This is a genomic window from Ruegeria sp. SAZA006, assembly GCF_059613465.1.
The window spans coordinates 187,113-210,047 of sequence record NZ_JBXWSO010000017.1 but is presented as its reverse complement, the minus strand read 5'-3'; the positions used below and the strand labels follow the sequence as shown (position 1 = coordinate 210,047).

Here is a 22,935-nt window from a genome sequence, read left to right as displayed (position 1 = left end):
GGCTCAATCAAGCGAGATCTGCTGTCGTTGCTTCCCTGTGGTCTTGTCGAAGATCAGGATGCGGTTGTCATCGGTCACCACGGCGAACCAGTTGTTTCCAATGGTCACGGCTTGGGCCTTTGCACCGTCCGGCAGTTCGATCTGATCGGGCAGGGTGGGGGTCCGGTCGGATAGACGGATGACAATCAAAGCGAATGTCACTAGAACCCCGCCAATCATCACCGCGGTCAGCAGCATGACCATGCGGCGCAGAAGGCGCAGCTGAGGCGTTTCCTGCGGTTCTTGGGGATCTGAAGGGACAGTCATGGGCACCCGCCAAATAGACTTCGTTATCGCGGACGCTCCGCCGCCCCGCCTTGATAAGGCGCTTTCGCGGGATGTTCCAGCAGATGAAAACCTGTCGCGCACCCGGCTGGCCCGGCTGATCGAAGAGGGCGCGGTTCTGGTCGACGGCAAGGTCGTGCTCGACGCCAAGGCCAAGGTGCCGGAAGGTGCCGTTGTGTCCATAACCGTCTCCGAAGCGGACGAGAGCCATATCGGGGCCGAAAACATTCCTCTGGACATCGTGCACGAAGACGCCGACCTGATCGTGATCAACAAACCTGCGGGCATGGTCGTCCATCCGGCACCGGGATCGCCCAATGGCACCTTGGTGAACGCCCTGCTGCACTACTGTGGCGAGGAATTGTCGGGGGTAGGCGGGGTCAAGCGACCGGGCATCGTGCACCGGATCGACAAAGATACCAGCGGGTTGCTGGTGGTTGCCAAATCGGACGCCGCCCACCAGGGGCTGGCGGCCCAGTTCGAGGCGCACAGCGTCGAACGATACTATCGCGCGGTCTGCTATGGCGTTCCGGATGCCAATGATCCGCGGCTGCGCGGTGTCAAAGGCGTGAGTTTTGAGCCCGGCAACGTGATGCGCATCACAACGCAACTGGCCCGGCACAAGCACGATCGGCAGAAGCAGGCAGTGCTTTTCCATGGCGGGCGCCATGCCGTAACGCGTGCGCGCGTCGTTGACGTGTTCGGACAACCCGGCGCGGTATCATTAATCGAGTGCTGGCTGGAAACCGGACGCACCCACCAGATTCGGGTGCACATGGCACATGCGGGCCACGGCTTGGTGGGCGACCCGGTCTATGGCGGCAAGCGCAAACTGTCGGCCCGGTCGTTTGACGCAGACGCTGCGGAAGCGGTGCGTGCGTTTCCGCGCCAAGCCCTGCACGCGGCTGTCCTGGGCTTTGTACATCCCGTCTCCGGCGAGAAAATGCGTTTTGAGGCAGCATTGCCGCAAGATATCGAGGCACTCATCTCGGTTCTGAAACAACCTGCAAAGTCTCGTGACTAAGACTTTCTTAGCTTTCCTTTATCGTTCCTTAATCCCAGACTGTTAACACCTGCTCTTGAATGGTCCTGAACGTGGCCCCATATCCATGTTAAGGGCGTAAACATTTGTCCAAGGGACGTGATACATGGCAAATTACAAAAATCTCCCCGTGCCTACGCCAGAAGGTGGGCTGAACCGGTATCTGCAGGAAATCCGCAAATTCCCCCTGCTGGAGCCGGAAGAGGAGTACATGCTGGCCAAACGTTGGGTCGAAGAGCAGGACACCGAAGCGGCGCACAAGATGGTGACATCGCATCTGCGACTGGCCGCCAAGATCGCCATGGGCTATCGCGGCTATGGTTTGCCGCAGGCCGAGGTGATTTCCGAGGCCAATGTGGGCCTGATGCAAGCCGTCAAGCGGTTCGATCCGGAAAAAGGCTTCCGTCTGGCGACCTATGCTATGTGGTGGATCCGCGCCTCGATCCAGGAGTACATCCTGCGATCCTGGTCACTGGTGAAACTGGGCACCACCTCGGCGCAGAAAAAGCTGTTCTTCAACCTGCGCAAGGCGAAGGCCCGGATTGGCGCGTTGGAGGAGGGCGACCTGCACCCGGATAATGTCAAGCAGATCGCCAACGATCTGGGCGTGACCGAAGAAGAGGTCATCAGCATGAACCGCCGCATGTCGGGCGGGGATGCGTCGCTGAACGCCACGGTCGGTTCCGACGGCGAAGGCACCATGCAGTGGCAGGACTGGCTGGAAGACGAAGATGCAGACCAGGCCGGCGACTATGAGGCCCGCGAAGAGCTTGAGGTGCGTCGCGAGTTGCTGACCGAGGCGCTGGACGTTCTGAACGACCGCGAAAAAGACATCCTGACCCAGCGCCGGTTGATGGATCAGCCCGTGACGCTCGAGGAACTGAGTACGCAGTACAATGTCAGCCGCGAACGCATCCGTCAGATCGAGGTGCGCGCCTTTGAAAAGCTGCAGAAAAAGATGCGTGAGTTGGCGCGTGAAAAGGGCATGCTGGCCAGCGCCTGATCACGGCAATCCGATGAACAAGCGGCCCGGGGAAACCCGGGCCGTTTTTTTCGTCATGTCCTACTGCAGTTGCTGGCGGAATACCCGTACCATGTTTTCGCCCATGACCTTGCGGATCTGCGCTTCGGTCAGGCCTTCGTCCAGCAAGGCCGAGGTCAGCGCCGCCAGTTCCGACGTGTCAAACGCGGTCTCGACCGAGCCGTCATAGTCGGACCCCAGCGCGACATGGTCTTCCCCGACCGTCTCGATGGCTGCCTTGATCATTTTGGCAATTCCCGACGGGGCGATGTCGCCGCAGGTGACGTCTGCCCAGTATCCCATGCCGATGACACCGCCGGTCGCTGCGATTTCCTTCATCAGGTCATCGGGATAGTTGCGCTTGACCGGGCAGAACCCGTGAAGTCCGCCGTGGCTGACGATCAGCGGCTCGTCGGTCATGGCCAGCACGTCGCGCGCCACTTGCGGGCTGGAATGGGCCAGGTCGATCACCACCGGGCGTTTGGCCAGTTCGGCCACCACCTGCCGCCCGAATTCGGTTAGGCCCGTGTTCCCGGTGCCGTGCAGCGAGCCGCCAAGCTCGTTGTCAAAGAAGTGCTGCAGCCCGAACACCCTGTGGCCTGCATCGAATATCGGGTCAAGATTGGCCAGATCGCCCTCCAGCGGATGGGCGCCTTCGATCCCCAGAATGCCGCCCACGACCTTTTCGCCGCGCGCGCGGGCGTCGAGCACCGCATCCAGATCCGCGCGGGTCTTTATGACCTTGAGATGTCCGTTTGAGGCGGCCTCGAACCGGTGCAGTTTCTCGGCCTGATAAATCGCGCGTTCCTTAAGGCTGTCCCAGGTCCGCAGCGGCCACAGCTGACCAATGGCCAGAAGGGTGATGTTGTCGAATGCCTCAGCCGAGTTTGCCTCGTAATTCTGCCCGGCCGGTGATTTGGTCACGGCGGTGAACACCTGCAGGGCCACGTTGCCTTCGATCAGCCGGGGAATATCCACCTGGCCGCGGGTTCCGCGCTCGGTCAGGTCGCGGCTCCACAACAACGGATCGGCATGCAGGTCGCCCACGATCAGGGTTTCGTGCAGGGCCGTGGCGGTGTCGGACACCGGGAATGGGTCGTGGTCGATCACGTTGTTGCGCGCGTTTTCGACATACGGCGGCACAACCACGAAAAATATCACGGCCCCGATGACGACCACAGCCGCCGTGAGGCCTGCCAGCCATTTCAGAAATCTTCTCACATTAGTCCCTCCCGTTTGTCATGCGCAGATTACGGGTGTCCCGCGCACAGAAAAGCCTGACTTGGCGTCGCTTGGCTGGTACAGAGGGCGCAACAGATGTTGGCGCAAACATTTCAGCGCCCAACGTGGTCAATTACGGAGGAAACCATGCACAAGCCGGTTCAATGGGGCATTCTGGGGGCGGCGAAATTCGCACGCCAATTCATGGGTCCGGCGATCCATGCGGCTTCGGGCGCGCGTTTGTCTGCCTTGGCGACTTCGGATCCGGCGAAAGCCGAGCCGTTTCAGGACTTCTGCCCGGACCTGAAGGTGTTTGATGACTATGACGCGTTGCTGGCTTCGCCCGAAGTTGAGGCGGTCTACATTCCGCTTCCGAACCACCTGCATGTGGAATGGAGCCTGAAGGCGATGGGCGCTGGAAAGCACGTTCTTTGTGAAAAGCCGATGACCATGCGCGCCGAGGAGTTCGACGCCCTGATCCACAAGCGTGGCCAGACCGGGCTGCTGGCCGCCGAGGCCTATATGATCGTGCACCACCCGCAATGGCAGCATGTGCGCGATCTGATCGCCGACGGCGCCATCGGAGATCTGGTGCATGTCACGGGCGCATTCAGCTTCGACAACCGCACCGACACCGGCAATATCCGCAACCGCGCTGAAACCGGCGGCGGCGGGCTGCGCGACATCGGCGTCTACGTCATCGGGTCGGCCCGTTTTGCGACGGGGCAGGAACCGGACACCGTGCAATCGGCCATCCGCTGGGAGGATGGCATCGACGCGTTCACGGAAATCCGCGCGCAGTTTCCGGGCTTTACCTATTCGGCCTATGTCTCGATCCGCATGCATCCGCATCAGGAAATGGTCTTTCACGGCGAACGCGGCCTGATCCGCCTGACCGCGCCGTTCAACGCACGGGTGTTTGGCGAGGCTCGGGTCGAGCTGCACCGCCCGGGTTTGGAAGTTCTGGTGACGCGCTTCCCAGACGACGATCACTACAAGCTGCAGGTCGAGGCGTTTTGCCGGTCTGTTCGCGCGGGCGACGAATACCCGTGTCCGCTCGAATTCTCGCGCGGGACGCAGGCGATGATCGACCGGGTGTTCGACTGCGCAACGCCGCTCTGACTTGCGTGATCAGCCGCCCCACGCCTAAACTGGTGAGCACCTGAACAGGAGGGGGCCATGGCCGGAGGCTGGGCGCGCGACGGCGCTGTAAGTGAACAGATCGAGGCTTCGATTTCAGACGAGCTGGCACGGATGCAGGCGAAAAAGCGTCCGGTCGGTGAAAGCCTGACCCATTGTGCAGAGTGTGACGAACCGATCCCCGAAAAGCGCCGACTGGCGATCCCCGGGGTCAAGCTGTGTCTGGATTGTCAGCAAGAGCGTGATGGTGCTTTCAAGGCCCGCGGCGGTATCAATCGGCGCGGCTCCAAGGACAGCCAGCTCAAGTGAAGGGGCCCGGCAAAGACGGCAGCTCCCTTTTTCAGAATGACCTGTTTCTTGGGTTCTTGGCCGCATTTCTTTGGGGCACGCACAGCGTCATCGTGCGCTACCTGACCGGAGACCTGGGTGGCATGCAAATTGCCACAACTAGGCTGTTCATAGCTGCTTTGGCCATCTACTGTATGTTGCGTGCGATGAATGCGCGGGTTTCCGTCCAGTTCCGGGATTGGAACTTCCGTCTTGCCGTTTTGGCGACGGTCATAAACTACATTCTGTTCCATATTGGGCTTGAACACACCGGTGCAGGCAGCGCGATGGTGTTGGAAAATACCGCACCGTTCTTTGTTCTGGTTTTCTTGTATTTCTTCGCCGACACCCCAGTTGGAAGAACCGATGTTCTGGCAACCCTTCTGGCCATCTTCGGCGTCTTTCTTACGGTTTTCCGCGATTTCGAAGGCGGCGGGGACCCCGTTCTAGGGGATATGATGGAAATTGGGGCCGGGGTCAGCTGGGCTGTGTTCCTGATCGCCAGCAGCCGGGCTATGCGCGCGTCGAAATCGACGGCCGAGCGTCTGAATTTCCTGTTTGGTGTGTTCCTGTGCTCGGCTGTAATTCTGCTTCCGCTGTCCGTGTTTTCCCTGCGGATGCCGTCCGGCAACGATTTGGTGTTATTGGTTTTGCTGGGCGTTTTCCCGACTGCGCTGGCCTACTACCTCTGGTACGAGGCTGCCGCGCGGGTATCGACATTGACCGCGACCCTTTTGTTCGCCACCTCGGTGGTGTTCACCTTCGTCAATTCGGCAATTTTTCTGGGGCACCAATCACCCCAATGGCTGCGATTGGGGCGGGATTGATCGTATTCGCGGTGTTCCTGACGACCAGAAAAAACTAGGCTACAGCCGGAACTGGGTTACCGGCGGCGCCACCAGCGCCGCAGCAGGTTGACGTCCATGGCGGCCACCATGATGCCCAAGGGGATCATCCAAAACCCAAGAACAGGAAGGAAACCGAAGACGCCGGCGACGATCAACAAAAGTCCCACGACAAACCGCAGCCCCCGCGGGACATTGCGGCGGATCCGGGCGAGAACAGGGCGCAGGCGGTCCTTGATGGCTCGCCAACGTCCCTTGTCGGTTGGGTCTTTCACCCCTCCAGGGCCTCCAACTCGTCGATCATCCCCGAGATCATCGACAGACCCTTATCCCAGAATTTCGGGTCGCTGGCATCCAGCCCGAACGGGGCCAGCAGCTCTTTGTGGTGCTTGGAGCCGCCAGCGCGGAGCATCTCGAAGTACTTTTCCTCGAACCCGTCCGCGCCGCTTTCATAGACCGAGTACAGCGCGTTCACCAACCCGTCGCCGAATGCATAGGCGTAGACGTAGAAGGGCGAGTGAACAAAGTGCGGGATATAGGCCCAGAAGGTCTCGTACCCGTCCATGAACTCAAACGCCGGGCCAAGGCTTTCGGCCTGAACGCTCATCCACAGGGCGTTGATGTCGTCCGGCGTCAGTTCGCCTTCGCGGCGGGCGGCGTGCAGCTTGCATTCAAAGTCGTAGAAGGCGATCTGGCGGATCACCGTGTTGATCATGTCCTCGACCTTGCCGGCCAGCAGAACCTTGCGCTGCTCGGGCGTTTCGGCCTGATCCAGCATCTTGCGGAAGGTCAGCATCTCGCCGAAGACGCTGGCGGTTTCGGCCAGGGTCAGCGGGGTCGAGGACAGCATCTCGCCTTGATCGGCGGCCAGCACCTGATGCACCCCGTGGCCCAACTCATGCGCAAGCGTCATCACGTCGCGCGGTTTGCCCAGATAGTTGAGCATCACATAGGGGTGCACATCGGTCACGGTGGGGTGCGCGAAGGCACCCGGGGCCTTGCCCGGTTTCACTGCCGCGTCGATCCAGCCTTTCGAGAAGAACGGCGCCGCGATGTCGGCCATGCGGGGATCGAATGCGGCATAAGCCTCCATCACCGTCTTCTCGGCGTCTTCCCACGACACGGTGCGGGTGTCTTCCATCGGCAACGGCGCGTTGCGGTCCCAGACCTGCATCACATCCAGCCCCAGCCATTTGCGCTTGAGCTCGTAATACCGGTGGCTGAGCTTGGGGTAGGCGGCCACCACCGCCTCGCGAAGGGCTTCGACCACCTCGGGTTCGACATCGTTTGCCAGGTGCCGCGCGGTCTGCGGGGTTGGCATCTTGCGCCAGCGGTCGATGATTTCCTTTTCCTTGGCCTGCGTGTTGTGGACGCGGGCAAAGGTTTTGACGTTGTCCTGAAACACGCGGGCCAGTTCGCGGGCCGCGGCCTCGCGTTTGGACCGGTCCTGTTCGGTCAGCAGGTTCAGGGTGCCTTCGATGTTCAGCTCTTCACCTTTTACCGTGAAGGTCAGCCCCGCAATGGTTTCGTCGAACAGCCGTTCCCACGCGTCGCCGACCACCCCCAGATCATGCAGGAATTTTTCCAGTTCGTCCGACAGCTGGTAGGGCTTCATCGCGCGGATGCGGCGGAAGACGGGCTCGTAGCGTGCCAGGTTCGCGTTGGCCTTGAAATGGGCGGCCAGCACGTCATCTTCAATGCGGTTGATCTCGAGCGTGAAGAACACCAGCGGCGTGGTGAACAACGTGACCTTTTCCTGCATGTCCGACAGGAACTTGGCGCGCTCGGCATCCGTGGTCAGCTGGTAATAGCGCAGCCCGGCAAAAGACATGATGCGCCCGGCGACGGCGTTGATCTTTTCGTTGCGCTGGACACAGGTCAGCAGGCCCTGCGCGTCTAGATCGGCCAGCTTGCCTTCGTAATCGGCGGCAAATGCCGCGCATTCCTGCTCCAGCCACTCAAGATCTCGGGTCAGTTCCGGCGCGTCCTGTCCCTTGTACAGATCGTCCAGGTTCCATTCCGGCAGGTTGCCAAGGTTGTCGGCGCCGCCACCGGCATTTGCGTCTCGGACGGGGAAGGGAAGCTCGTGCATGGAACACCTCGATTGTCTGCGTTGGATCACATCTAGGCGCAGGGCGCGCGGATCACAAGCAGCCGAGGTGTCAGCGCGTCATCGCAAGTTCGGGTGTCTGCCCGTTGGCGGCGGCCGAGAAATGCGCGGCCATCTCCTCGAACACGGGGCCGCGGACCTCGGGTGGTTCCATCATCACCTCGTGTTCGCCGCCGGGGATCTCGACCAACCGGCCGCTGGGCCAGTTCGCCATGCGCGCCCGGATCGCCTTGCGGTCCACGATCTGCTCGTGGCTGCCAAGATAGGTCAGACAAGGAATGTCGGGCGCGGTCTGCGCCATCAGCCAGGCGCACTCGTCCAGTGCCTCGCGTAGCCAGATGGTCGACGGCGCGCCCAGGGCCAGTTCGGGATGCGCGGTCAACTGATCCTGCATCATCCGGTACATTCCGGGGTCACGTGTCAGCGCGTTGCCCTCGAAAGGCTGGATCAGAACATAGCTTTCCAGTGACGTGGTCGGGGGCGTCTTTTCGCCCAGCCCGATCCGCGGGCCCCAATAGGCGGTCAGACGGCTGAGAGGTTTCATGAGTGGGGTGAAGAAAATGCCCCACATCGGGCCGGTGAAGGCACAAGAGGCAAACAGGCCGGTTTCCAGAACAGCGCGCATCCCGATCGCGCCGCCCATCGAATGGCCGATTACGTGCCAGGGTTTCGGCAGGCCAAGCTGCTCGGCCAGTTTCAGCGTTTCGCGCACGTCCTGCTGATAGTCGGTAAACTTGTCCACATGGCCAACGCGCGGATCTTCAAGCAACCTGTCAGCCAGACCCTGTCCGCGCCAATCCACGGCCAGTACAGCAAAGCCGCGTTGTACGAACTCACCCGCTGCATTGCCATATTTTTCAATATATTCCGTGCGGCCGGGAAAGATCATTACCGTCCCGGTCGCCGCACCTTCGGGGCGCCAGTGGCCCACGCGAATGCGTGTGCCGTCGCTTGTGGTCAACCAATGCGCGGCGCCGCCGGCGGGACCGCCGGCCACATCTTCAAAGAAAGGGGCCGGCGACAGATCCATCAGGCCAGCACCGAGGCAAGCTTCATGGCAACACCCATGTCGCCGTCGACGCTCAGCTTGCCGGCCATGAACGCGCCCGTGGGGTTCAGCTCACCGCTGAGGATCTGCTCGAACGTTTCCGCGTCGGCGCTCAGGGTGACTTCGGCGTCCTCGTCGCTGACCCGCGCACCGTTTTCATCCAACACGATCGAGCCGAGGTCGGCGATGGCGAATTTTGCCGACGAATCGAAATCGCCACCCGACAGTTTTTCGTTCAGCGCGGCTGCCGCTTTTTCAAGAGTGTCGCTCATGGTCTTCCTCATTTGTTAGTGCGCCGTGAATGGACATCCGCGGTCGCAACGCTACACTGATCATTGTTATGAGCATTGCAATCAACAATCTCAAAGGTACCGTTGCGGCATTTGCCCTCCTAGTCATGTATTCCACCACTGGGATTGCGCAACATGCCGATTTGCGGGACGAAACCGAGCTGCTGCGGCAGCTTGCCCAAGCGTCTCCCGAACAGGCAGTCGGTCTGGATCGGCAACTGCAGTCGCTGTGGTCGCAATCCGGGTCTGCCTCGGCTGATCTGCTGCTTGAACGCGGACGTGAAGCACTGGACGAGGGCAATGTCGAAGCCGCGTTGGATCATTTGACGGCACTGACAGACCATGCACCCGATTTCGCAGAAGGTTGGCATGTGCGCGCCTCTGTGTTTTTTGGGCTGGAGCGGTTCGGCATGGCGGCCGCCGATCTTGAACACGCGCTTGCGTTGAACCCGAACAATTACGAAGCTATCTACGGGCTTGGCCTGATCTTTGAGGTGCTGGGTCAGCCCGAACAGGCCTATGACGCATATTCCCGCGCGCTGGCTATACATCCCCATCACGAAGAAGTAACCAATGCCGTGAATCGGCTGAAACCGCAGATCGCGGGCAAGGCGCTCTAAGGTCCGGGCAGGGGGCAAAGGTGAACGGGGCATCCCGAATCGTGGCCGTACTTGGCCCGACCAACACAGGCAAAACCCACTATGCCATCGAACGCATGCTGGGGCACCGGACCGGTGTCATCGGCCTGCCGCTGCGGCTGCTTGCGCGCGAGGTCTATGACAAGATCGTCGCCATCCGTGGCCCCTCGGTGGTGGCTCTGGTAACGGGCGAGGAACGCATCGTTCCGCCGCGCACGCAATACTGGGTCTGCACGGTCGAGGCGATGCCCGAGGGGATGGGCACCGATTTCGTGGCCATCGACGAAATCCAGCTGTGCGCCGATCCCGAGCGCGGTCATGTCTTTACCGACCGGCTGCTGCGGATGCGCGGCACGCACGAGACGCTGTTTCTGGGTGCCGACACGATGCGCGGCCCGATCGCGGCGCTGGTGCCGCAGGCGCAGTTCGCTCGGCGCGAGCGGATGTCGCAACTGGTCTACACCGGATCAAAGAAGATCAGCCGCATGCCCCAGCGCAGCGCGATCGTCGGGTTCTCGGTCGAGAACGTCTATGCCATTGCCGAGCTTCTGCGGCGGCAAAAGGGTGGGGCGGCCGTGGTCATGGGTGCGCTCAGCCCGCGCACGCGGAATGCGCAGGTCGAGCTGTACCAGAATGGCGAGGTCGACTATCTGGTGGCCACCGACGCCATCGGAATGGGGCTGAACCTGGATGTGAACCACGTGGCGTTTTCGTCCCTGTCCAAATTCGATGGCCGGCGCATGCGGCCGCTGGCCCCGAACGAACTGGCCCAGATCGCCGGCCGGGCCGGGCGCGGCATGTCGGATGGTACCTTCGGCGTGACGGGTGAAGCATCGCCGCTGGACGAAGGCGTGGCGCAGGCCATCATGGACAGCCGGTTCACGCCGATGAAAAAGCTGAACTGGCGGAATGCCGCCTTGCGGTTCGGCTCGGTCGATGCGCTGATCGACTCGCTCGAGGCCAGCCCGGACAACGAGCATTTGGTCAAAGCCCGGCCCGCAGACGACCTGAACGCGCTCAAGTCGCTGGCCCAGGTGCCCGAGGTTGCGGCCCGTGCAAGCGATGGTCCGTCGATCCGCCTGTTGTGGGATGTTTGCCGAATCCCCGATTTTCGGGGCATCAGCCATTCGGAGCATGCCAGCCTGCTCGAATCGATCTTCGGACATCTGCACGAACGCGGCACGATCCCCGAGGATTTTCTGGCGCGCCAGATCCGCCGGATCGACAGAACCGACGGCGATATTGATGCACTGTCCAAAAGGTTGGCATATATTCGCACGTGGACATATGTTGCGCAACGAAACGGCTGGGTGCGCGACGAATCCCATTGGCGCGCGGAAACCCGCGCTGTAGAAGACAGGGTGTCAGACGCTTTGCATGAACGTCTGACGCAAAGATTTGTGGACCGGCGTACATCTGTTCTGCTGCGCCGGCTCAAACAGAAGGAGGCCCTTTTGGCCGAAGTGAATGACAAGGGTGAAGTGACCGTCGAAGGCGAATTCGTCGGTCGTTTGGAAGGGTTCCGGTTCATCCCGGACAAAAGCGCGCAGGGAACCGAGGCGAAAGCGCTCAAATCGGCCTCACTGCAAGCACTCGCGCCGCAATTCCATCTGCGTGCCGATCGCTTCTACAATGCGCCCGATACCGAAATTGATTTTACCGATCAGGGTGGCCTGATGTGGGGCGAATATGCCGTCGGCAAGCTGGTTGCTGGGGCCGAACCGCTCAAGCCGATGGTCGAAGTGTTCGTGGACGAGGCCGCAGGGCCAGAGGTCGAGCAGAAGGTGCGCCGCCGCCTGCAACACTTCATCGACCGCAAGATCGCGGCGCTGTTCGAGCCTCTGCTGAACCTGTCGCGCGACGAAGAATTGACCGGGCTGGCCAAGGGATTTGCCTTCCGCATGGTCGAGGCGTTGGGCATCCTGCCGCGCGCCGGAGTCGCACAAGAGGTCAAGGACCTGGACCAGGACGCCCGTGGCGCGCTGCGCAAGCATGGCATCCGGTTCGGCCAGTTCACCATTTTCATGCCGCTGTTGCTGAAACCTGCTCCGACGCGCCTGCGTCTGGTGTTGTGGGCCCTGGCAAATGGACTTCAGGAGTTTCCCGAAGCGCCGCCGCCGGGCTTGGTGACGGTGCCCGTCGCCAAGGGCGCGCCCGAGGGCTATGACACCATGTGCGGCTACCGCAACGCGGGCGAGCGTTCGATCCGTATCGACATGTTGGAGCGTCTGGCCGACATGCTGCGCGCCGAAGACAGCCGGGGCGGTTTCGAAGCCAAGGCGGACATGTTGTCGATCACCGGCATGACGCTGGAACAGTTCGCCGACCTGATGCAGGGGCTGGGCTACAAGGCTGAGCGTGGTGAACGGACCAAGATCAAACCGGCTCAGCCGACGGAGCAACCACCGGCGGCAACCGCCGAAGCACAGGCCGAGACCGCCGAAGCTCCGGCAGAGACCGCCGAAGCAGAGGCACAGTCGGATGTGGCCGTCGCTGCCGAGGCGCCAGCCGAGGCCACCGAAAGCACCGAGGCTGAAACCGAGGTCACGACCGCAGACCCGGCATCGGACGAACCCGAAGTCGAGGTGTTCTACACCTTTACCTGGGGTCGTCAGGCCAACCGGGGGCCACGTGGAGACCAAAGGCAGGGTCGGGGCAAACCGGGCGGAAAGCCTCGGGATGGTCGCGGCAAGCCGCAGGGCAAGAAGGGTGGCAAGCCGCATGGGGCCAAGACCTTCTCGTCCCGGCCGCCAAAAAAGGAAAAAGCGATTGATCCCGACAACCCGTTTGCCGCTGCGCTGATGGGTCTGAAGGACGGCAACTGATCGCTGATGGCCGACGCACCGGCCAAGATGCGGATCGACAAGTGGCTGTGGCATGCGCGGTTTTTCAAGACCCGCAGCCTGGCCGCCAAACAGGTCAGCGGCGGGCATGTGCGCGTTAACGGTGACCGGGCCCAGAAGCCGGCGCAAACCGTCGGGCCCGGTGACGTTCTGACATTCGCTCAGGGGCGCGTTATTCGCGTGGTTCAGGTCGAAATCCTGGGCGCGCGACGCGGCCCGGCGACCGAGGCGCAGACGCTGTATACGGATTTGACCGAAGAGAAGGATAATCCGCCGCAAAATCCGGGTTTCGAAGGAAAAGGTCGTCCGACCAAGAAGGATCGGCGCGCGCTTGATCTTTCTCGCACCCCCAAGGGCTGATCTTCTCTTGAAGATGGGGGCAGACTGAATTAGCTAGTCGGCCAAACCTCTGACGGGAATTGGACCATGACCTACGTTGTCACCGAGAACTGTATCGCCTGCAAATACACCGACTGCGTCGAGGTATGCCCGGTGGATTGTTTCTATGAAGGTGAAAATACCCTGGTCATCCATCCGGATGAATGCATCGACTGCGGCGTGTGCGAGCCGGAATGCCCGGCGGACGCCATTCGCCCGGATACCGAGCCGGGGATGGAGCAGTGGGTCGAATTCAACCGCAAATACGCCGAACAATGGCCGGTTATCGTAACCAAGAAAGACCCGCTTCCGGGCGCCGAGGAGCGCGACGGTGAAGAGGGCAAGATGGAGAAATACTTCTCCGAGGCACCGGGCGAGGGCGGCTGAGCGATTCGGGTCGCAAAACCCGAAAGACTGCCGTAAGTTTTTGCCCTAATGCGCTGAAAACCGTCACAAATCCCGAGCCGAAGGCCCCGTCCGCTTTCAGGTGTCTTAATTTTGTGATATACTCATTTGGCAAATGATGATCGAGATGGGGACGACTCCGTAAGTATACTCACTTTGGAGTTTTGAGTTTTTGACATGTAATCAGCCTGACAGGGGTCGCGGGTGACCCCGGTTAGGTTTTTTGTCGCTTTTTTCCCGCTCTGCAACCAAGGAAACACGTGCATGACAAAGTCGAAGAAGCTTGAGTTCCGTCCGAACGACTATGTTGTCTACCCTGCACATGGGGTCGGGCAAATCATATCGATTGAAGAACAGGAAGTCGCTGGATACTCGCTCGAGCTGTTCGTCATCTCATTCGAGAAAGACAAGATGACCCTGCGGGTGCCGACCAACAAGATCACTGAATCCGGTCTGCGCTCGCTCAGCTCGCCCGATGTGATCAGCCAGGCGATGAAGACGCTGAAGGGCAAAGCCAAGGTAAAACGTGCGATGTGGTCGCGCCGGGCGCAGGAATACGAACAGAAGATCAACTCGGGTGACCTGATCTCGATCGCCGAGGTGGTGCGTGACCTGCACCGCACCGACGACCAGCGCGAGCAGAGCTATTCCGAGCGTCAGCTCTATGAAGCCGCGCTTGAGCGTCTGACGCGCGAAGTTGCGGCCGTGTCCGGTTCGGACGAAATCGCAGCGGCCAAGCAAGTGGACGAAGTCCTGACCTCGCGCGCGGCCTGATCGGGCTTTGAAGCAACACCAAAGGGCCGCTCTGGTTTCAGAGCGGCCTTTTTCATGCCCGATCGCTTGGTTCGCGCCGCCTTTCCAGCTAATTTCCCAGTCATTGGAACCGTGTACGGGTCAGTCATGAAGCAGACGGTCAAGGCACTCTATATCGGCAGAGGGGCGGTTTCGGTCTGGTTCCGGTACTGTCTGATCCTGTTCGACCTTGCCTCGATCGTGTTTTTCGTGGCGACAGCGAACATTCCGCACGGCCCAGGATTGATTGCAGTCAGCTGGGCGGTGGGGCTGATCATACTCCTGGATTTCTCGGCTCGGATGTGGATTGCGAAAGACCGCAAGAAGCTGCTGTTCAAAATCTACACGCTTGCGGATCTGGTCGTGATCGCCTCGCTGATCCTTGACCCTTTCCTGACCGGCAGCCTTGCGTTCCTGCGGATTCTGCGCGCGCTGAGACTGATCCATTCCTATCACCTGTTGCATGATTTGCGTCGCGACAGTGAGTTTTTCCGAACCCACGAGGATGCGGTCATCGCGGCCGTGAACCTGTTGGTGTTCATTTTCGCAACATCCACCGCCGTACTGGTTTTCTATATCCCCGAGGACAGCCAGACCCCTTATATCGATGCGCTGTACTTCACGATGGCGACTCTGACTACGACAGGTTTCGGCGACATCACACTGAACTCTCCGGGCGGCAAGCTGTTTTCCGTGTTCATAATGGTGGTCGGTGTGGCGCTTTTCGTGCGGCTGGCTCAGGCCATTTTCATGCCACAGAAAGTACGCCACAAATGTCCCAACTGCGGCCTGTTTCGGCACGACCCGGATGCCGTACACTGCAAACATTGCGGTGAGACACTGCGGATCAAAACCGGCGGTGTCGGCTAGAGCAGGGCTGCAACGGCCAGCAGGAAAGCAACCTCGGACAGCTGTTGAGAAGCCCCCAGGATATCACCGGTCTGACCGCCAATCTTGGTTTTGGCTATGATTGCCAGAACCACGGTTGCGGCTGCCGCACAGGCGACGGGCAGAAGGGCGGTCCAACCCAGAAGAGCCAGAGAGAAAACGAAAGCCAGCCCAAGACCGGCTGCAACCGACAAAGGCGGAGGAGCGCCGACGCTATGGCTCAGCCCGCTGCCGCGGGCGTTCGGCAGGCCCGCCATCATTGGTGGCATTAGGGCACGGGAAAACACAGCCGCCGCTAGAATTCCGGCCGGACTTCCTGCCGCCAGTAGTGTTGCGACCGCCGAGATCCTGAGCAGTTGAATGACCAACAAGGCCAACACCCCATAGGTGCCGATATGGCTGTCCTTCATGATCTCGAGTCTGCGTTCGGGTGTATATCCGCCCCACAGCCCATCCGCGGTGTCGGCCAGCCCGTCCTCGTGCATGGCTCCGGTCGCAGCGATCAGAACGGCGACAGCAAGGATAGCGCCGACTGTCCCGGAAAGGCCCACGGCCATCGCAGACCAGCCTACGATGCAGCCCAAGCCGCCAACGACCAGCCCGGCCGCAGGATAGGCCCAAGCGGCTTTGGACTGTCGCTCGAAGAGCGATTTGGGCAGCACGGGCAAAGGCAGCCGTGTCAAAAGAACCAGAACTAGCGGCACGTCCCATGGCGAAAAGGTTCGAGTGTCGTTTTTGTGCACTTGCGCGCCTTTCGAGGGGTTGTTGCTTTGCCTGCTTCGGTTAAACACGCAGGACCACTCCGATGCAACGAGGCTTTGAATGCTGCCTGAACTCAATGATCTGAATACCTTCCGCGACGCTTTGCGCAATGTCCCGGGCCCGGATGAGGCTGCAAAGCAAGGGGCTGCCGACCGCAACGGACAGCTGACCAAGCCGCCGGGTGCGTTGGGCCGGCTCGAAGATCTGGCGATCTGGTATGCCGGTTGGCGCGGGGATGCCCGACCGCAGATTGAGGCACCTCAGGTGATTGTATTTGCCGGCAATCACGGCGTGACGGCGCAGGGTGTTTCGGCCTTTCCGCCCGAAGTTACGGTTCAGATGGTCATGAACTTCGAGCACGGAGGCGCGGCCATCAACCAACTGGCCAAGGCGGCCGGGGCCAAGATGACGGTACACGCGCTGGACCTGGATCGGCCGACGGCCGATTTCACAAAGGCCCCGGCAATGTCCGAGGCCGAGCTTCTGACCGCTCTTCAGACCGGCTGGAACGCCGTTGATCCCACCGCAGACCTTCTGGTCGTGGGCGAAATGGGCATTGGCAACACCACCCCTGCAGCGGCCATCGCCTGCGCGTTGTTCGGCGGAGAAGCCGCTGATTGGACCGGGCGTGGAACCGGTGTGGACGATGCGGGCCTTGCCAACAAGACGCGTGTCGTGGCCGAAGGTGTTGCGCTGCACGGAGCATCGGGCGATGGGCTTGAGATCCTGCGGTGTTTGGGAGGGCGCGAGATTGCGGCCATGGCAGGGGCCATTGCAGCCGCACGAGTTCTGCGCATCCCTGTCATTCTGGATGGGTTCATCTGCACCTCGGCTGCGGCTTGCCTCGAACGTCTGGCGCCGGGAGCGCTGGACCATGCCGTTGCCGGCCATCAGAGTGCGGAAGGTGCGCACGCGGCCATGCTGACCAAGCTGGACAAAGCGCCCTTGCTGAGCCTCGGGCTGCGGCTGGGAGAAGGGTCGGGGGCTGCGCTGGCCATCAACATCCTGAAAAGCGCCGTTGCTTGCCATTCGGGCATGGCCACCTTTGCCGAAGCCGGCGTGTCGGACGGTTGAGCCTGCCTGGCCCGGGAGATCCCCGGGTCAGGCTGATTTCTTTTCGTTCTTTTCGGCCAGTTCCAGCAGCGCGGTTTCCAGGTCCTTCTCCAACTCGCGCGCGCGTGCGATGTACTTTTTGTTCTCGGCCGTCGGCATGCCGGGAACCCAGAGTTCGGCCAGTTCGCGAATTGCCTGCCGATCGTGGTGATAGAAGGTCTGCTGTGCTTGCGCGGCCTCGTACTCGCTCAGACCAATGTTCTCCAGCACATAACGCCCGGCCCGCAGAGAGCTGTCGAACATCTCACGCACGATGTCATCAGCGCCGGCCTGATACAGCTCGTACACATGGGTGCGGTCATGCGCGCGGGCGACGATGTGCAGGTCGGGACGCTGCCGGCGGGCGTAGCCGACCAATCGGGTCACTTCCTTGCGGTTGTCCATCGCGGCCACCAAAACGGAAGCCTTCTCAAGCCCCGCGGCCCGCAGCAGCTCGGGGCGCGTCGGATCACCCAGGAATCCTTTGACGCCGAACCGACGCATCAATTGGATCGTTTCGATATTGTGGTCCAGCACCACCGTCTTGAACCCGCTGGCGCGCACCAGCCGGTTGACGATCTGTCCGAACCGCCCAATTCCCGCAATGATGACGGGACCTTTTTCGTCTATTTCCTCGGGTTCAACCTCGGGTGAGTTGTCGCGGATGTGGCGCGAAAGGTAGTCATAGATGATGAACAGAAGCGGTGTGATCAGCATCGTCAGGGCAATGATCATCAACAGCTTCTGGGACAGGGCCGGGGGAATGACATTCTGTTTGGTCGAAAAGGCCAGCAGCACAAAGCCGAACTCACCCGCCTGAGCCAAACCCAGCGTGAACAGCCAATGGTCACGGCCCCGCAACTTGAATGCACGACCAACGGCATACAGGATCAGGCCCTTGACCAGGATCACCAGCAGGGCCAACCCGATCAGGTCGAACGGATCGTTGAAAAAGTACCCGACGTCGATCCCGGCTCCGACCGTGATGAAGAAGAGGCCCAGCAGCAATCCCTTGAACGGCTCAAGGTCGCTTTCCATCTCGTGCCGGAACTCGGAACTGGCCAGAACGACGCCAGCGAGGAAGGCACCCAACGCCGGGGACAGGCCCACCAGCGTCATCAGGAACGAGATCCCGACTACGATCATCAGGGCCAACGCCGTGTACATCTCGCGCAGGCGGGTGGTGTGGATGAACCGGAACAAGGGACGGGTCAGGTAGACGCCTACCACGATCACGAATGCGATCGCGCCCAATGTCACCAGCGTCACCGCCCATCCGGGCAGGCCATCGACCAATGATAATGTATGGTGCGCGTCGCCGTGCCCGTCGCCGCCGCGCGTGATTGATCCGTCATCTTCGATAAAGATGCTGGCCGGCATGGCCAGCAGCGGTAGAAACGCCAGGATCGGGATCACGGCGATATCCTGGGTCAGAAGGACCGAGAACGTGGATCGCCCGCCGTTTGTGCGCATCAAGCCCTTTTCCGACAGCGTCTGCAGCACGATGGCAGTTGACGATAGAGACAGTGTAAGCCCCACGGCCAAGGCGACTGACCATGGTTGACCAGTGTAGAAGGTAACTGCTCCAATCACGACCGTAGAGACCGAGATCTGTAGTCCACCAAGCCCCAACAACCGGTGTCGCATATCCCAAAGTGCGCGGGGCTCAAGCTCGAGCCCGATCAGGAACAGCATCATGACGACGCCAAATTCCGCGACATGCTGCAAGTCCTTGGTTTCCGCACCCACGAGCCCAAGGATCGGGCCGATGGCGATACCGGCGGCGAGATATCCGAGGACAGACCCCAGCCCAAGCCGCGCCGACAGGGGGACGGCGATCACGGCGGCTGCCAGATAGATCGAAGCCTGATACAGAAACTCGTTCATCTTCTTCCTTTCCTTGCCGTCAGGTCGGCAGCGGAGCGTCGCGTTTCAGCTGGTCCATCACGATCTGGCTTTGCACCCGTGCCACCGCAGGATGGGGCAGTATCACCTCGTGAAGCAAGGTGTTGAGCGCGGAAAGATCCTCGCAATAGACATGGAGCAGATAGTCTGCCTCGCCAGTCATCGTCCAGGCGCTGGTGATTTCCGGGCGGGTTTCCACCATGCGCGCAAAACTGGATGATTGTTCGGGGCCGTGGGTGCCGAGGTGAACCTGTACGAATCCCTGAACCTGCAGCCCAAGTTTGCGCGGGTCAAGCCGCGCCGCGTAGCCGGTGATATAGCCCTCGGCCTCCAGCCGCTGACGGCGGCGCCCGGCCTGACTGGGTGACAGGTTCAGCATCTCGCCCAACTGATGCGCGGTCAGGTGCGCGTCTTTTTGCAGCGCGGCCAGAAGGCGAGTATCGGTTGCGTCCAGCATGTGCGGAGATTCTCACATTTTTCGGGTTCTGGTGCGGAAATTTCGCAGATTTCTGTAGTTTACATGAAAAGAATGCGCAAAAACAGCGCTGAAAAAGGCGTATTCTTGAATCAGCAAAGAATTTCCTGTTTCAAGAGGACAAGCCATGGGCCCTTTCCCGCACAACGCCCCGAAATCCGTGATCAGCGCCGAGAACCCCGCCGGCACCGATGGGTTTGAATTTGTCGAATTCGCGCATCCCGAACCGCAGGAACTGCGCGACCTGTTCGCCAAGATGGGTTTCGAAAAGGTCGCTCATCACAAGAGCAAACCGCTGATCGAGCTGTGGCAGCAGGGCGATGTGACCTACATCCTGAACGCGGACCCCGACAGCTTTGCTGCGAAATTTGTAGAAGAGCATGGCCCCTGTGCCCCGTCGATGGGCTGGCGTGTCGTGGATGCGCAAAAGGCCTATGACCATGCGGTGTCGAAGGGGGCCGAACCCTATGATGCGGCCGACAAGACTATGGACGTGCCCGCGATCAAGGGCATCGGCGGGTCGCTGATCTATTTCATCGACCAGTATTACGAAACCTCGCCCTACAATCAGGAATTCGAGTGGCTGAAGCAGTCCAAGCCGCGCGGCGTCGGCTTCTACTACCTCGATCACCTGACTCACAATGTCTTCAAGGGCAACATGGACAAGTGGTTCAAGTTCTACGGCGATCTGTTCAACTTCCGCGAAATCCGTTTCTTTGACATCCAGGGCAAATATACCGGCTTGCTCAGCCGTGCATTGACTTCGCCCTGCGGCCGTATCCGGATTCCGATCAACGAAGACCGCGGCGAGACCGGTCAGATCGTATCCTACCTGAAAAAGTACAAAGGCGAAGGCATCCAGCACATCGCCGTCGGCAGCGAGAACATCTATGACTCGACCGATGCAATCGCCGAACGCGGTCTGAAGTTCATGCCCGGTCCCAACGATGCCTACTATGATATGTCCTTCGAACGCGTGAAGGGCCATGACGAGCCGGTGGACCGCATGAAAAAGCACGGCATCCTGATCGACGGTGAAGGCGTGGTGGACGGCGGTGAGACCAAGATCCTGCTGCAGATCTTCTCGAAAACCGTGATTGGTCCGATCTTCTTCGAGTTCATCCAGCGCAAGGGCGACGACGGGTTCGGTGAGGGCAATTTCAAGGCTCTGTTCGAGTCGATCGAGCGTGAGCAGATTGAATCCGGGGAGATTTCTGCCGCCTGATGAAGACCCAGAATTTGGAACCCGGCCTGCCGGGTTCCTTTTTCCGAAACGCGGCGAATTTTATCCGCGCGGCATCTTCAACGTGACGTTGCGGCCGCCTTTCTGATAACGAAGCTCGCTGTCGCCGATCGCGACGACTTTGCCGCCGTCAATCCGATCTCCTACCTTCAGCTTCTTGTACCGACCGCTCGGTAGTCGGACCAAGGCACGCCGATTGGCGGGAGTACCGTAAACGCCGATCAGGTTCAGACGCCGCAGGTTCAATGCATTGTCAATCGTGGCCTGGCGCGCCACCGAGGCCCGGCTGGGTATCTTGGGGGCGACGGTTGTGGGTTTGAACGATCCCGCTTCATCGTCATCCGCCTTTGCTACTGCCGCTGTCGACCCCAGAGTGGCCGTGCCGGTTGTTGCTTTTCGGGCCGCCAGAGCGGCCACGGTCGACGGACGAACGCGGGGGCGAGGGACGCGCACCACGGCCAATGCGGTGGGCGTGCGGTCCACAGCCGCGCGCTCTTGGATCGACGCCGGCCTGGATTTCGGGCGAATGACCGCCAGCTCGTCCACCGTTCGGCCGCCCAACTGCCCACGCTCAAAGTTCTCAACCAGCGTTTCCGGGCGCAGGCGCGGACGCAGGCCGGCCAGCCGTGTGTCGTCGTCTGTGGCGGTTGGGTCGGTTTCGAACCTGACCGGCACCTGGGGGGGAACCGACGACGGGCGGCCGAGGAACACAAGGATGCCGTCGGGGTTCAATGTCCCCTCAGGTGTCGGAGTGACAAGGCCGCGGTCATCCAGCTCGAAACGGCTGCCCGCGGCATTGGGCAGACCAACCGTAGCCACCGGCTCGTCGGTATCAAAGCTCTCTTCGGCAGGAAGCGCCACAGCATCCTGCGACAGCGCCGCGTGATCAACGGACGACAGGTATACGTCCTCGGGCACCTCGGGATCTGGCAGCGGCAGCGGATCGGGCGCGGTGATCGCCAGGCCAGAGGCTTCTTCGAAATCCTCGACACTTTCCGGATCGCGTTCGACCTGCTCAACGGGCGAGGGCGCAACATTCAATGCTTCCAGAATTGCCTGATCCGTCGGCGTCAATTCGGGGGGTGTGGGTGTCTCCGGCTCGACCAGGGGTGTGCTGGCTTCAAACGTCAGGTCTTCGTCGGCCAATGCCTCGGGGTCGGGCGTGCCCTCGGGCTCAGGAGCGACTTCTGCAAGTCCTTCAGCGTCGGTCTCGGTCAGCGGCGGGGCGGCGATAGAAACTGGCGCAGGTGCCGTTTCGACGATCGGCGCAGTAGCCACCGGGCTGCCGGTTTCGTCTGAACCCGACCAGATCAATGCGACAACGGCCAGCACGACAGCGCCCGCCGCAGCGGCACCAATGTAGCGAACCGGTATGCCGGAGTTCGATGCCGCAGGTTTCAGTGCGGCGGTTTCAGTCGCTTCTATCGGCGAAACGAATACGTCCGGCTGAGCCGGTTCAGCAATCGGATGCGCCTGAGGCGAGGGAGCCGGATCGGCTTCCGATGCCTGCGAAGCCTGAGGCGCGGGTTCTGCGTCCTCGGCCGGCGCGACAGCAGCAATCTCCTCGGCCGGTGGCTCGGGTGGCGGTGTGACGGATGTCGCGCGCTCGGCGAACTCGAACTCTCCGGTACCGGTCCAGGGCACATCGGGGGCCAATGTTGCAGCGAACCGGACAGGCACGAACCCGTAGCGACTGGCAAAGGCTCGGGCCTCTTCTACTGTCTCTTTCGCCACGGCAGCTACCAGAAGATCCGACCCATCCGCACGGAGGTCATACATCAACTCGGCAATCTCGCAGCCCGTGGCCTGAGCCAATTCCGTCTCGACAACCTGCGTCACGTCAGAGTCGTCTGGAATGGTGACCGTGAGGTAGCGCACGTGGTCCGGAGGAATCACGACCGTACAGCTGAGGTCATTGGCCAGGGCGAAACCTCGACCGCGAAGCTCGTTCAGCTGTTCGGAAAAGTCCGGCGCGTCTAGTGATACGGTCCCGATGCCAAACCATTCGTCATCCGAATAGTGCAGCAGAGTGATCCCGTTATCAGAAAGAGACAGCGCAAAAGCGGGTTTCATTATTCAAGGGTGCCGTAATTGTCTGAACCAAAGCAAACGCCCTTGCGTCCGCGCACCGAGATTAAAGCAGGAA

23 protein-coding genes are annotated in these 22,935 nt (G+C 60.9%); 13 read left to right on the top strand and 10 right to left on the bottom strand.

The window, feature by feature from the left end:
• Positions 1–3 precede the first annotated feature (3 nt).
• On the bottom strand, positions 4–306 hold the full coding sequence (locus AC2FNZ_RS18875; protein ID WP_093961773.1) for a DUF6476 family protein: 303 nt from the start codon (positions 304–306) through the stop codon (positions 4–6).
• Here AC2FNZ_RS18875 and AC2FNZ_RS18870 point away from each other — a divergent pair.
• The gene (locus tag AC2FNZ_RS18870) at positions 305–1,348 is read left to right on the top strand and encodes an RluA family pseudouridine synthase (protein WP_496841630.1); all 1,044 of its coding nucleotides are present in this window, start codon (positions 305–307) and stop codon (positions 1,346–1,348) included. The genes AC2FNZ_RS18875 and AC2FNZ_RS18870 overlap by 2 nt on opposite strands.
• A gap of 124 nt (positions 1,349–1,472) precedes the next feature.
• Complete coding sequence (rpoH, locus tag AC2FNZ_RS18865) at positions 1,473–2,369, top strand: RNA polymerase sigma factor RpoH (protein ID WP_170339116.1); 897 nt, start codon at positions 1,473–1,475, stop codon at positions 2,367–2,369.
• Between the two features lie 60 nt (positions 2,370–2,429).
• On the opposite strand, the gene AC2FNZ_RS18860 is transcribed toward rpoH, so the two are convergent.
• Complete coding sequence (locus AC2FNZ_RS18860; RefSeq protein ID WP_496841628.1) at positions 2,430–3,608, bottom strand: dipeptidase; 1,179 nt, start codon at positions 3,606–3,608, stop codon at positions 2,430–2,432.
• A 147-nt stretch (positions 3,609–3,755) separates the two neighbouring features.
• On the opposite strand from AC2FNZ_RS18860, the gene AC2FNZ_RS18855 reads away from it, so the two are divergent.
• From AC2FNZ_RS18855 to AC2FNZ_RS18845, 3 genes are read left to right on the top strand one after another with little or no spacing between them, the layout of a single operon-like run.
• Positions 3,756–4,730, top strand: coding sequence for a Gfo/Idh/MocA family protein (locus AC2FNZ_RS18855; RefSeq protein WP_496841626.1), 975 nt, complete (start codon positions 3,756–3,758; stop codon positions 4,728–4,730).
• 57 nt (positions 4,731–4,787) lie between these two features.
• Entirely contained in the window at positions 4,788–5,057 is a 270-nt protein-coding gene (locus AC2FNZ_RS18850) for a DksA/TraR family C4-type zinc finger protein (RefSeq protein WP_170339110.1), read from the top strand.
• Positions 5,054–5,902 (top strand): DMT family transporter, encoded by an 849-nt coding sequence (locus AC2FNZ_RS18845; protein WP_496841624.1) that lies wholly within the window; start codon positions 5,054–5,056, stop codon positions 5,900–5,902. Before AC2FNZ_RS18850 ends, AC2FNZ_RS18845 begins: the two co-directional genes overlap by 4 nt.
• 56 nt (positions 5,903–5,958) lie before the next feature.
• On the opposite strand, the gene AC2FNZ_RS18840 is transcribed toward AC2FNZ_RS18845, so the two are convergent.
• The 4 genes from AC2FNZ_RS18840 to AC2FNZ_RS18825 all read right to left on the bottom strand — a co-directional run bounded on the left by AC2FNZ_RS18840 (position 5,959) and on the right by AC2FNZ_RS18825 (position 9,350).
• The gene (locus tag AC2FNZ_RS18840) at positions 5,959–6,195 is read right to left on the bottom strand and encodes a hypothetical protein (RefSeq protein ID WP_496841623.1); all 237 of its coding nucleotides are present in this window, start codon (positions 6,193–6,195) and stop codon (positions 5,959–5,961) included.
• Positions 6,192–8,012 (bottom strand): M3 family oligoendopeptidase, encoded by a 1,821-nt coding sequence (locus AC2FNZ_RS18835; RefSeq protein WP_496841621.1) that lies wholly within the window; start codon positions 8,010–8,012, stop codon positions 6,192–6,194. The genes AC2FNZ_RS18840 and AC2FNZ_RS18835 overlap by 4 nt, the downstream gene beginning before the upstream one ends.
• Before the next feature lie 70 nt (positions 8,013–8,082).
• Entirely contained in the window at positions 8,083–9,060 is a 978-nt protein-coding gene (locus tag AC2FNZ_RS18830; RefSeq protein ID WP_496841619.1) for an alpha/beta hydrolase, read from the bottom strand.
• A complete protein-coding gene (locus AC2FNZ_RS18825) occupies positions 9,060–9,350 on the bottom strand; it encodes an SCP2 sterol-binding domain-containing protein (protein ID WP_093961784.1) in 291 nt (96 codons plus the stop codon). The genes AC2FNZ_RS18830 and AC2FNZ_RS18825 overlap by 1 nt, the downstream gene beginning before the upstream one ends.
• A 68-nt stretch (positions 9,351–9,418) precedes the next feature.
• On the opposite strand from AC2FNZ_RS18825, the gene AC2FNZ_RS18820 reads away from it, so the two are divergent.
• From AC2FNZ_RS18820 to AC2FNZ_RS18795, 6 genes are all read left to right on the top strand, one after another.
• Positions 9,419–9,988: a tetratricopeptide repeat protein gene (locus AC2FNZ_RS18820; RefSeq protein WP_496841618.1), complete on the top strand. Its 570-nt coding sequence runs from the start codon at positions 9,419–9,421 to the stop codon at positions 9,986–9,988.
• A 20-nt stretch (positions 9,989–10,008) separates the two neighbouring features.
• Positions 10,009–12,831 (top strand): helicase-related protein, encoded by a 2,823-nt coding sequence (locus AC2FNZ_RS18815; protein WP_496841616.1) that lies wholly within the window; start codon positions 10,009–10,011, stop codon positions 12,829–12,831.
• 6 nt (positions 12,832–12,837) lie between these two features.
• Positions 12,838–13,209: an RNA-binding S4 domain-containing protein gene (locus AC2FNZ_RS18810; RefSeq protein WP_496841614.1), complete on the top strand. Its 372-nt coding sequence runs from the start codon at positions 12,838–12,840 to the stop codon at positions 13,207–13,209.
• Positions 13,210–13,275: 66 nt separating this feature from the next.
• Positions 13,276–13,614 carry a ferredoxin FdxA gene (fdxA, locus tag AC2FNZ_RS18805; protein ID WP_093961788.1) on the top strand — a complete coding sequence of 113 codons (339 nt, stop codon included), beginning with the start codon at positions 13,276–13,278 and terminating at the stop codon, positions 13,612–13,614.
• 282 nt (positions 13,615–13,896) lie between these two features.
• Positions 13,897–14,406, top strand: coding sequence for a CarD family transcriptional regulator (locus AC2FNZ_RS18800; protein ID WP_093961789.1), 510 nt, complete (start codon positions 13,897–13,899; stop codon positions 14,404–14,406).
• 126 nt (positions 14,407–14,532) lie between these two features.
• Entirely contained in the window at positions 14,533–15,294 is a 762-nt protein-coding gene (locus tag AC2FNZ_RS18795; RefSeq protein WP_170357534.1) for an ion channel, read from the top strand.
• Here the strand turns inward: AC2FNZ_RS18795 and cobS are convergent.
• Positions 15,291–16,055, bottom strand: a complete 765-nt coding sequence (cobS, locus tag AC2FNZ_RS18790; RefSeq protein ID WP_496841612.1) for an adenosylcobinamide-GDP ribazoletransferase — start codon at positions 16,053–16,055, stop codon at positions 15,291–15,293. The genes AC2FNZ_RS18795 and cobS overlap by 4 nt on opposite strands.
• Positions 16,056–16,134: 79 nt before the next feature.
• Between cobS and cobT the strand changes: the two genes are divergently transcribed.
• On the top strand, positions 16,135–17,148 hold the full coding sequence (gene cobT, locus AC2FNZ_RS18785) for a nicotinate-nucleotide--dimethylbenzimidazole phosphoribosyltransferase (protein WP_496841610.1): 1,014 nt from the start codon (positions 16,135–16,137) through the stop codon (positions 17,146–17,148).
• 27 nt (positions 17,149–17,175) lie between these two features.
• Here the strand turns inward: cobT and AC2FNZ_RS18780 are convergent, their stop codons facing one another.
• Both AC2FNZ_RS18780 and AC2FNZ_RS18775 read right to left on the bottom strand, forming a co-directional pair.
• Positions 17,176–19,053, bottom strand: coding sequence for a monovalent cation:proton antiporter-2 (CPA2) family protein (locus tag AC2FNZ_RS18780; protein WP_496841609.1), 1,878 nt, complete (start codon positions 19,051–19,053; stop codon positions 17,176–17,178).
• Between the two features lie 19 nt (positions 19,054–19,072).
• The gene (locus AC2FNZ_RS18775; RefSeq protein WP_093961793.1) at positions 19,073–19,528 is read right to left on the bottom strand and encodes an Lrp/AsnC family transcriptional regulator; all 456 of its coding nucleotides are present in this window, start codon (positions 19,526–19,528) and stop codon (positions 19,073–19,075) included.
• Positions 19,529–19,673: 145 nt separating this feature from the next.
• Between AC2FNZ_RS18775 and hppD the strand changes: the two genes are divergently transcribed.
• A complete protein-coding gene (gene hppD, locus AC2FNZ_RS18770) occupies positions 19,674–20,771 on the top strand; it encodes a 4-hydroxyphenylpyruvate dioxygenase (RefSeq protein ID WP_170586239.1) in 1,098 nt (365 codons plus the stop codon).
• Between the two features lie 60 nt (positions 20,772–20,831).
• Here hppD and AC2FNZ_RS18765 read toward each other — a convergent pair whose 3' ends face one another.
• Positions 20,832–22,862 (bottom strand): hypothetical protein, encoded by a 2,031-nt coding sequence (locus AC2FNZ_RS18765; protein WP_496841607.1) that lies wholly within the window; start codon positions 22,860–22,862, stop codon positions 20,832–20,834.
• Positions 22,863–22,935 lie beyond the last annotated feature (73 nt).

Bases quoted from the DNA above. Each gene is read 5' to 3' on its own strand.
- AC2FNZ_RS18870 (WP_496841630.1), top strand. From the start codon at position 305: ATGGGCACCCGCCAAATAGACTTCGTTATCGCGGACGCTCCGCCGCCC.
- AC2FNZ_RS18875 (WP_093961773.1), bottom strand. From the start codon at position 306: ATGACTGTCCCTTCAGATCCCCAAGAACCGCAGGAAACGCCTCAGCTG.
- rpoH (WP_170339116.1), top strand. From the start codon at position 1,473: ATGGCAAATTACAAAAATCTCCCCGTGCCTACGCCAGAAGGTGGGCTG.
- AC2FNZ_RS18855 (WP_496841626.1), top strand. From the start codon at position 3,756: ATGCACAAGCCGGTTCAATGGGGCATTCTGGGGGCGGCGAAATTCGCA.
- AC2FNZ_RS18850 (WP_170339110.1), top strand. From the start codon at position 4,788: ATGGCCGGAGGCTGGGCGCGCGACGGCGCTGTAAGTGAACAGATCGAG.
- AC2FNZ_RS18835 (WP_496841621.1), bottom strand. From the start codon at position 8,012: ATGCACGAGCTTCCCTTCCCCGTCCGAGACGCAAATGCCGGTGGCGGC.
- AC2FNZ_RS18830 (WP_496841619.1), bottom strand. From the start codon at position 9,060: ATGGATCTGTCGCCGGCCCCTTTCTTTGAAGATGTGGCCGGCGGTCCC.
- AC2FNZ_RS18825 (WP_093961784.1), bottom strand. From the start codon at position 9,350: ATGAGCGACACTCTTGAAAAAGCGGCAGCCGCGCTGAACGAAAAACTG.
- AC2FNZ_RS18820 (WP_496841618.1), top strand. From the start codon at position 9,419: ATGAGCATTGCAATCAACAATCTCAAAGGTACCGTTGCGGCATTTGCC.
- AC2FNZ_RS18810 (WP_496841614.1), top strand. From the start codon at position 12,838: ATGGCCGACGCACCGGCCAAGATGCGGATCGACAAGTGGCTGTGGCAT.
- fdxA (WP_093961788.1), top strand. From the start codon at position 13,276: ATGACCTACGTTGTCACCGAGAACTGTATCGCCTGCAAATACACCGAC.
- AC2FNZ_RS18800 (WP_093961789.1), top strand. From the start codon at position 13,897: ATGACAAAGTCGAAGAAGCTTGAGTTCCGTCCGAACGACTATGTTGTC.
- AC2FNZ_RS18795 (WP_170357534.1), top strand. From the start codon at position 14,533: ATGAAGCAGACGGTCAAGGCACTCTATATCGGCAGAGGGGCGGTTTCG.
- cobT (WP_496841610.1), top strand. From the start codon at position 16,135: ATGCTGCCTGAACTCAATGATCTGAATACCTTCCGCGACGCTTTGCGC.
- AC2FNZ_RS18780 (WP_496841609.1), bottom strand. From the start codon at position 19,053: ATGAACGAGTTTCTGTATCAGGCTTCGATCTATCTGGCAGCCGCCGTG.
- AC2FNZ_RS18775 (WP_093961793.1), bottom strand. From the start codon at position 19,528: ATGCTGGACGCAACCGATACTCGCCTTCTGGCCGCGCTGCAAAAAGAC.
- hppD (WP_170586239.1), top strand. From the start codon at position 19,674: ATGGGCCCTTTCCCGCACAACGCCCCGAAATCCGTGATCAGCGCCGAG.
- AC2FNZ_RS18765 (WP_496841607.1), bottom strand. From the start codon at position 22,862: ATGAAACCCGCTTTTGCGCTGTCTCTTTCTGATAACGGGATCACTCTG.